The following is an 8,352-nucleotide window of genomic DNA, read 5'->3' as shown; positions in this document are numbered from 1 at the left end:
TGATTCCCTGCGAACGCTACCTTCCGCCCCGCCCCCCGTCCCCGGGGGCCCGTCCGGAGTGCCGGTATCGTTGCTGACGGTCGGCCGCTTCGTAGACTTCCCCGTATCCGGGGGCGCGAAGCATTCGTACGACCGTACAAACCGTCCGGCCGCCGACGGCCGGACCCATCGTTTTCCCGAGAAAGGGCCCCACCGTGGCCGCCACCACCCCTGGCCCAGCGGTCAAGCGCCTCGTCGTGCTGGTCTCCGGCTCCGGCACGAACCTGCAGGCGCTCCTGCACGAGATCGAGCGCACCGGCGCCGAGGCGTACGGCGCGCGGATCGTCGCCGTGGGGGCCGACCGCACCGGCATCGAGGGGCTCGCCCGGGCCGAGCGGGCCGGGCTGCCGACGTTCGTGTGCCGGGTGAAGGACTTCGGCACCCGCGAGGAGTGGGACGCCGCCCTCGCCGCGGAGGTGGCGGCGTACGAGCCCGACCTCGTCGTCTCCGCCGGGTTCATGAAGATCGTGGGGAAGGAGTTCCTCACGCGGTTCGGCGGGCGGTTCGTGAACACGCACCCGGCCCTGCTGCCCAGTTTTCCGGGGGCCCACGGCGTCCGTGACGCGCTCGCGTACGGCGCCAAGGTCACCGGCTGCACCGTCCACTTCGTCGACGACGGCGTCGACACCGGGCCGATCATCGCCCAGGGCGTGGTCGAGGTCCGGGACGAGGACGACGAGAGCGCGCTGCACGAGCGCATCAAGGAAGTCGAGCGAAGGCTGCTCGTCGAGGTCGTGGGGCGGCTCGCCCGCAACGGCTATCGCATCGAGGGACGAAAGGTAGTTATCCAGTGACCGCCGAGAGCAACAAGCGGGCCATCCGTCGCGCGCTCGTCAGCGTCTACGACAAGACCGGACTGGAGGAGCTGGCCCGCGGGCTGCACGAGGCCGGGGTGGAGCTCGTCTCCACCGGCTCCACGGCCGGCCGGATCGCCGCCGCCGGCGTCCCCGTGACCAGGGTGGAGGAGCTGACCGGCTTCCCCGAGTGCCTGGACGGCCGGGTGAAGACCCTGCACCCGAAGGTGCACGCGGGCATCCTCGCCGACCTGCGCCTGGACAGCCACCGCGAGCAGCTCGCCGAGCTGGGCGTGGAGCCGTTCGACCTGGTCGTCGTGAACCTCTACCCGTTCCGCGAGACCGTCGCCTCCGGCGCCTCGCCCGACGAGTGCGTGGAGCAGATCGACATCGGCGGCCCGTCGATGGTCCGCGCCGCCGCGAAGAACCACCCCTCCGTGGCCGTGGTCACCAGCCCGCAGCGGTACGCCGACGTGCTGGCCGCCGTGCAGGACGGCGGTTTCGACCTCGCCGCCCGCAAGCGTCTGGCCGCCGAGGCGTTCCGGCACACCGCCGAGTACGACATCGCCGTCGCGTCCTGGTTCGCCTCCGCCTACGCGCCCGCCGACGACTCGGCGTTCCCCGACTTCCTCGGCACCACCCTGGAGCGCGCGCACACCCTGCGCTACGGCGAGAACCCGCACCAGCCCGCCGCCCTCTACACCACCGGCGAGGGCGGGCTCGCGGCCGCCGAGCAGCTGCACGGCAAGGAGATGTCGTACAACAACTACACGGACACGGACGCCGCCCGCCGTGCCGCGTACGACCACGACGAGCCCTGCGTCGCGATCATCAAGCACGCCAACCCCTGCGGCATCGCGATCGGCGCGGACGTCGCCGAGGCGCACCGCAAGGCGCACGCCTGCGACCCGGTGTCCGCTTACGGCGGTGTGATCGCCGTCAACCGGCCGGTCAGCAAGGAGATGGCCGAGCAGGTCGCGGAGATCTTCACCGAGGTCATCGTGGCGCCGGACTACGAGGAGGGCGCGCTGGAGGTCCTCACCCGGAAGAAGAACATCCGCGTGCTGCGCTGCCCCGAAGGCCCCGTTCAGTCCGTCGAGGTCAAGCCCATCGACGGCGGTGCGCTGCTGCAGGCGGCCGACCGGCTCCACGCCGAGGGCGACGACCCGGCCACCTGGACGCTCGCCAGCGGCGAGGCCCTGTCCGCCGAGGAGCTGAAGGAGCTGGCCTTCGCCTGGAAGGCGTGCCGTGCCGTGAAGTCCAACGCGATCCTGCTCGCCAAGGACGGCGCCTCGGTGGGCGTCGGCATGGGACAGGTCAACCGCGTCGACTCCTGCAAGCTGGCCGTCGAGCGGGCCGGCGAGGAGCGGGCCCGGGGCTCCTACGCCGCCTCGGACGCCTTCTTCCCCTTCCCCGACGGCCCGCAGATCCTCATCGACGCCGGCGTCCGGGCGATCGTCCAGCCGGGCGGCTCGATCCGGGACGAGCAGGTCGTGGAGGCCGCCAAGGAGGCTGGCGTGACGATGTACTTCACGGGCACCCGCCACTTCTTCCACTGAGCCGCGCCCAGCACTGAGCGCGCCTCGCGCCGAGCGGCGCCCCGCACCGAGCGCCCCTCCGCACCGAGCGCCCCTCCGCACCGAGTGGCGCTCCGCACCGGGCCGGTGTCCGTGCCGGTCGGTGTCCGTGCCGAGCGGTTCGCCGGGGCGCGCCGCCCCGCCACCGGGCCGGGCGGCCCCGCCGCCGTCCGCGTGGTCCCGTCCGTCGGCCGACGGACGGGACCACGCGTCGTCGCGCCCGAGTGCGGGCCGTCCCGCCGCGCCGGTAAGGGGAGTTTCCGCCCACCGGCCCGGCCGGCCCACCGCCCGTGCGCCGCTGCCAACCAGCCGGGTGCGCGGAGTCGAAGCCGTGTCGGTCGTGGCTCCGAGCGCCTCAGAGGCGACCGCGGCCGGCACCGCCTGCCGGTCGCCGCGCGGGATGCCGACGGGCCGCTCACGGCCGTCCGGAGCGGGTCGCCCGCCTCCTTCGGGGTTCCGCCGTCCGGCGAAGCGGCGGCCCGCGACACCGGTCGCGTCCTGGTCGGAGGCCGAGCCACGGCGGTGCCCCGGGACGGGTGGTGCCCCGGGACGGACACGGCCCCCGCGCCCCGCGCGAAGGCCCCGCCGGCGCCGTCCGGACAGCACGGAGGGCCGCACTCCGTCCGGACGCACGGAACGCGGCCCTTCAGTCTCCGGTGTGATGCCGGCTCAGTACCTCGGCCGGTTGAACCAGGCGGAGGCCGCGCCGTTGACCATCGAGGCCAGGATGACGCCGGCGATGGCCAGGGAGACTATGCCGCCGAAGGTCGACGAACCGCCGCCGCCGTTCACGATGTTGACCAGGCTGCCGAGCAGCATCAGCGACGCGTACACGATCGTCGTGATGCGGATGCCGCTGCCGCCGTTCTTGAACTTCACGCCCAGGAAGATGGACAGGGTGCCCAGCGCCAGCATCAGCAGGGCGAACGCGATCAGCGCGCCGGTGGCCACGCTGGTGTCGTCGCCGGACCCGATGCCGTTGGAGACGTCCTGCGCGGCGCCGGCGGCGATCCCGAGGAACAGGCCCGCGATGAACTGGAAGCCGGCGAGGATGAACAGCAGCACCCGGGCCGTCTTGATCAGGCCCGGCATCTCCATCGGCGCGCCGTAGCCGAACGGCTGCGCCATCGGCGGGGCGGCCGGGTAGCCGTAGCCGGGCTGGCCCTGCGGGGCGCCGGGGTAGCCGTAACCGGGCTGGTCCTGCGGCGGATGGGGCGGGTAACCGGGCTGCTGGCCCTGCGGGGGGCCGTAGGGGTTGTTCGGGTCGCCGAAGCTCATGGCGGTCTTTCCTCCGTTTGCTGAAGTGCGGGGACGACGCGCAGCACGGTTCGGAGGAATGTTTCACAGATGCGGTCCGTCCCCCCGGCACTGCCCGCGGCACTGTGTGCTCATCGTTCTTTAGCGGACTCTTACTTGTCCAGCCGCATTCGTGAGGTGTTGTGCAAGTGCAACATCACCGATCATGACGGACACCACCCGGATTGGAACCGGGGGCCGGTCATCCGCGAGGATGGGGACATGACCGCCCAGATTCTCGATGGCAAGGCCACCGCAGCCGCGATCAAGTCCGATCTGACCGCCCGCGTGGCGGCGCTGAAGGAGAAGGGCGTCACGCCCGGCCTCGGCACGATCCTGGTCGGGGACGACCCCGGCAGCCAGAAGTACGTCGCCGGCAAGCACCGGGACTGCGCCCAGGTGGGCATCGCCTCCATCCAGCGGGAGCTGCCGGCCACGGCCACCCAGGAGGAGATCGAGGCGGTCGTCCGCGAGCTGAACGAGGACCCGGCCTGCACCGGTTACATCGTCCAGCTGCCGCTGCCCAGGGGCATCGACGAGAACCGCATCCTGGAGCTGATGGACCCGGCCAAGGACGCCGACGGCCTGCACCCGATGAACCTCGGCCGTCTGGTCCTCAACGAGCCGGCCCCGCTGCCCTGCACCCCCAACGGCATCCTCACCCTGCTGCGGGCCCACGGCGTGGAGATCAAGGGCGCCGAGGTCGTCGTCGTCGGCCGCGGCGTCACCATCGGCCGCCCGATGCCGCTGCTGCTCACCCGGCGCAGCGAGAACGCCACCGTGACCCAGTGCCACACCGGCACCCGGGACCTGTCCGCCCACCTGAAGCGGGCCGACATCATCATCGCCGCGGCCGGCTCCCCGCACCTGATCCGCGCCGAGGACGTCAAGCCGGGCGCGGCCGTCCTGGACGTCGGCGTCTCCCGCAACGCCGAGGGCAAGATCATGGGCGACGTCCACCCGGACGTGCTGGAGGTGGCCGGCTGGATCTCCCCGAACCCCGGCGGCGTGGGGCCGATGACCCGGGCGCAGCTGCTCGTCAACGTGGTCGAGGCGGCGGAGCGCAGTGCCGGCTGAGGACACCCGCGAACCCGCGGAACCGACCGTGCGGGACGCGATCAGCGCCCCCGACGCCGAGGGCCGCCCGCGCCGCGTCACCCGCCGCTTCCCGCTGTTCACCAGGGACACCGCACGGCCGGAGGGCGGCGGCCGGGCCGCGCCCCGCGACGCCCCGGCCCCCGCCCGGCAGTGGCCGATCCTCCTCGTCGTCGGCCTGGTGGCGCTCGGCCTGCTGCTGACCGCGCTGGACGTGCTGCGCCCGGGGACGCTGCTCATCGGGCTCGCGCTGCTGGGCGGCGCGGCGCTGCGCTGGCTGCTGCCGGACGTCGGCATGCTCGCCGTGCGCTCCCGCTTCACGGACATCGCCACCTACGGCGTGCTGGGCGTGGTGATCTGCCTGCTGGCGCTGATGATCCAGCCCGACCCGCTGCTCAAGATGCCGTTCCTGAAGGACATCCTGCACTTCACGCTCACCAAGTAGCGCCGCCCGTACGGCCGGTGGCCCGCGTCCCTCCGGGAGGACGCGGGCCACCGCCGCTTCCGCCCCTGCTCAGGTACGCCGTCCGCCCGGGAACTGGGATCCTTGGACGGCGCATCCCTGTGGGCGCCGACGGGCGCCACGGGCGGCGGAACGCGCGAGCAAGGAACACGGGGGAAGAGGGGAGAGGGGGAGCGATGCCTCGCTGGAAAGCACTGCCGGAGGATCTCGACCCGCAGATCAAGGAGTTCATCGAGCGGATGCGGCGGCTCGTGGACCGCAGCGGCCTGAGCCTGCCGGTGCTGGCCGACCGCACGGGCTACAGCCGGACGTCCTGGGAGCGGTACCTGGGCGGGCGGCTCCTCGCGCCCAAGGGCGCGGTCATCGCGCTCGCCGAGGCCACCGGCACCCAGCCCGTCCCCCTGACCACCCTGTGGGAGCTGGCCGAACGCGCCTGGAGCCGGGCCGAGGAGGGGAACGACAGCACCGCGGAGGCGCTCCGCATCGCCCGGGCGCGCGCCGCGCTCGGGGACCTCGGCACGGCTGCCGCGGGGACCGGCGGCGCGAGCCGCGGCGGTGCCGGCCGGCCGCCGGTGACGGCCGCGCGCAAGGGCGGCGGCATGACCGCGGTCACCGGGATCGCCGGACCCGCCGGGGTCTCGCCCACGCTCCCCGCCCGCACGCCGACCCCGGACACCGGCGCCCACGACGGCGACACCCCCGCCCCGCCGGCGTCCCACGGCCCCGGCACCCGGCCCGGCGGCGGTTCCGGCGCGGCGGTGGCAGGCGGCGCCGCACCGTCCGGCGACGGCTCCCGCACGGCCGCCGAGCACTCCCGTACGGAGGTCGGCGGCGGTTCCCCCGCGGCCCGCGACGACTCCCCGGCGACGCCCGGCGGCGGCGCCCGCACCGCGGCCGGCAGCGCGACCGGTGGCAGCACGTCCTCGTCCGGCGGCAACTCCTGGGGCCTGGCCGGGTACCGGGGCCCGTCGAAGGCGGGCGCCCGGCCGGGCAGCCGGCCCCTGGCCGGGGCACCCGGCCCCGCCGCGGCCCCGGGCGTCACCGCCCATGCCCCCGTGCTGCGCACGGGCGCGTCCGCCCCTGCCACCGGCGCCTCCGCCCCGGCCCGGACCGCCTCCGCCCCGACACCGGGCGCCGCCGCCCCGCACGGCGGCGGGCCCGTGCCGCCGCGGCCGGTCCCGGCCGACGCGCCGCCGCGCCGGCAGCAGGTGACCATGTTCCTCGCGGGTCTGTTCAGCGTGCTCGCCCTCATCGCCGGCGTCTTCTTCCTCACCCACCGCGACGGCGACGGCGGGACCGGGGGCGCGGCCGCCGAGCCGTCCCCGTCGGCCCGGCCCCGGGCGAGCCTGCCGCCGGGGGTCGAGTGCACCGGATCCGCCTGCACCGGCAAGGACGCCGAGGCGATGGGGTGCAGCGGCGAGCTGGTGACCACCGCCAGGAGCGTCACCCTCGGCGCCACCGTCCTGGAGGTCCGCTACAGCAGGACCTGCGGGGCGGCCTGGGGCCGGATCACCAGCGGCGCGCCCGGCGACACCGTGCGGGTCACGGCGGGCCGGGTCCGCCAGTCGGACGACATCACCGTGGCAGGGGACACCATCGCCTACACCCCGATGGTCGCCGTGAAGGACCCCGCGGAGGCCAGGGCCTGCGCCACGCTCGCCTCGGGGCGGACGGGCTGCACGCCGTAGACGGGCGAGCACGGAGGGGGACATTCCGTCGGGGGTGCATGGCCGGCCGGGATCCGGGGCACGTGAGGAGTACCCCCACGGGAGTCCGGTGAGCCGGCACCCCCACCGGCGGCCGTCTGCGTCCCTCCTCTCCCGGACGGACGGCCGCCGCTTCGCGCCCCCCGCGGGGCCGTCCCGCCGCCCCCTTCCGCTTGTGGGGTGAGCCACACCGGCCCGTACGTCCCACATGCCGGATGCGCGATAGCCTGACCGCTGGATCTCTCTTGACGCCAAGAGATCGATCATCCGCCCGGGGCAGGGACGCCCCACCGCCAGCTGTCATACGGAGAACGCCATGACCCGCACTCCCGTGAACGTCACCGTCACCGGCGCGGCCGGCCAGATCGGTTACGCCCTGCTCTTCCGCATCGCCTCCGGCCAGCTGCTCGGCGCGGACGTGCCGGTCAAGCTGCGCCTCCTGGAGATCACCCCCGCGCTGAAGGCCGCCGAGGGCACGGCCATGGAGCTGGACGACTGCGCGTTCCCGCTGCTCCAGGGCATCGACATCACCGACGACCCGAACGTCGCCTTCGACGGCGCCAACGTGGCCCTGCTGGTCGGCGCCCGCCCGCGCACCAAGGGCATGGAGCGCGGTGACCTCCTGGAGGCCAACGGCGGCATCTTCAAGCCGCAGGGCAAGGCCATCAACGACCACGCCGCGGACGACGTCAAGGTGCTCGTCGTCGGCAACCCGGCCAACACCAACGCGCTCATCGCGCAGGCCGCCGCGCCGGACGTCCCGGCCGAGCGCTTCACCGCGATGACCCGCCTGGACCACAACCGCGCGCTGACCCAGCTCGCGAAGAAGACGGGCACCCCGGTCTCCGAGATCAAGCGCCTCACCATCTGGGGCAACCACTCCGCGACCCAGTACCCGGACATCTTCCACGCCACGGTCGCCGGCAAGAACGCCGCCGAGGTCGTCAACGACGAGAAGTGGCTGGCCGAGGACTTCATCCCGACCGTCGCCAAGCGCGGCGCCGCGATCATCGAGGCCCGCGGCGCGTCCTCCGCCGCGTCGGCCGCCAACGCCGCCGTCGACCACATCCACACCTGGGTCAACGGCACCGCCGAGGGCGACTGGACCTCCATGGGCGTCCCGTCGGACGGCTCCTACGGCGTCCCGGAGGGCCTGATCTCCTCCTTCCCGGTCGTCTGCAAGGACGGCTCGTACGAGATCGTCCAGGGCCTGGACGTCAACGAGTTCTCCCGCGCCCGCATCGACGCCTCCGTCAAGGAGCTGGAGGAGGAGCGCGAGGCGGTCCGCGGCCTCGGCCTCATCTGATCCGGCCTGACGTGGTGTGACCCCGGCGGCCGTGCGCTATAGTTGATCACGCACCGGCCGCCGGGGAACCGGCACC

7 protein-coding genes are annotated in these 8,352 nt (G+C 74.0%); 6 read left to right on the top strand and 1 reads right to left on the bottom strand.

The features are described from left to right. The first annotated feature begins 194 nt into the window (after window positions 1–194). Window positions 195–833 carry a phosphoribosylglycinamide formyltransferase gene (purN, locus tag ABZ261_RS16140; RefSeq protein WP_356859527.1) on the top strand — a complete coding sequence of 213 codons (639 nt, stop codon included), beginning with the start codon at window positions 195–197 and terminating at the stop codon, window positions 831–833. Beyond that, window positions 830–2,392 (top strand): bifunctional phosphoribosylaminoimidazolecarboxamide formyltransferase/IMP cyclohydrolase, encoded by a 1,563-nt coding sequence (gene purH, locus ABZ261_RS16135; RefSeq protein WP_356859525.1) that lies wholly within the window; start codon window positions 830–832, stop codon window positions 2,390–2,392. Before purN ends, purH begins: the two co-directional genes overlap by 4 nt. 687 nt (window positions 2,393–3,079) lie before the next feature. Here the strand turns inward: purH and ABZ261_RS16130 are convergent. After that, complete coding sequence (locus ABZ261_RS16130) at window positions 3,080–3,688, bottom strand: hypothetical protein (protein WP_356859523.1); 609 nt, start codon at window positions 3,686–3,688, stop codon at window positions 3,080–3,082. 240 nt (window positions 3,689–3,928) lie between these two features. On the opposite strand from ABZ261_RS16130, the gene ABZ261_RS16125 reads away from it, so the two are divergent. From ABZ261_RS16125 to ABZ261_RS16110, 4 genes are all read left to right on the top strand, one after another. Next, window positions 3,929–4,783, top strand: a complete 855-nt coding sequence (locus ABZ261_RS16125; protein ID WP_356859521.1) for a bifunctional methylenetetrahydrofolate dehydrogenase/methenyltetrahydrofolate cyclohydrolase — start codon at window positions 3,929–3,931, stop codon at window positions 4,781–4,783. Further along, a complete protein-coding gene (locus tag ABZ261_RS16120) occupies window positions 4,773–5,246 on the top strand; it encodes a DUF3017 domain-containing protein (RefSeq protein WP_356859519.1) in 474 nt (157 codons plus the stop codon). The genes ABZ261_RS16125 and ABZ261_RS16120 overlap by 11 nt, the downstream gene beginning before the upstream one ends. A 194-nt stretch (window positions 5,247–5,440) precedes the next feature. After that, window positions 5,441–6,952 carry a DUF2690 domain-containing protein gene (locus ABZ261_RS16115; RefSeq protein WP_356859517.1) on the top strand — a complete coding sequence of 504 codons (1,512 nt, stop codon included), beginning with the start codon at window positions 5,441–5,443 and terminating at the stop codon, window positions 6,950–6,952. Window positions 6,953–7,286: 334 nt separating this feature from the next. After that, window positions 7,287–8,276 carry a malate dehydrogenase gene (locus ABZ261_RS16110; protein ID WP_356859515.1) on the top strand — a complete coding sequence of 330 codons (990 nt, stop codon included), beginning with the start codon at window positions 7,287–7,289 and terminating at the stop codon, window positions 8,274–8,276. Window positions 8,277–8,352 lie beyond the last annotated feature (76 nt).

Source organism: Streptomyces sp. NPDC006193 (genome assembly GCF_040613915.1).
GTDB lineage: Bacteria > Actinomycetota > Actinomycetes > Streptomycetales > Streptomycetaceae > Streptomyces.
This window is presented reverse-complemented; position numbering and strand designations above follow the sequence as displayed.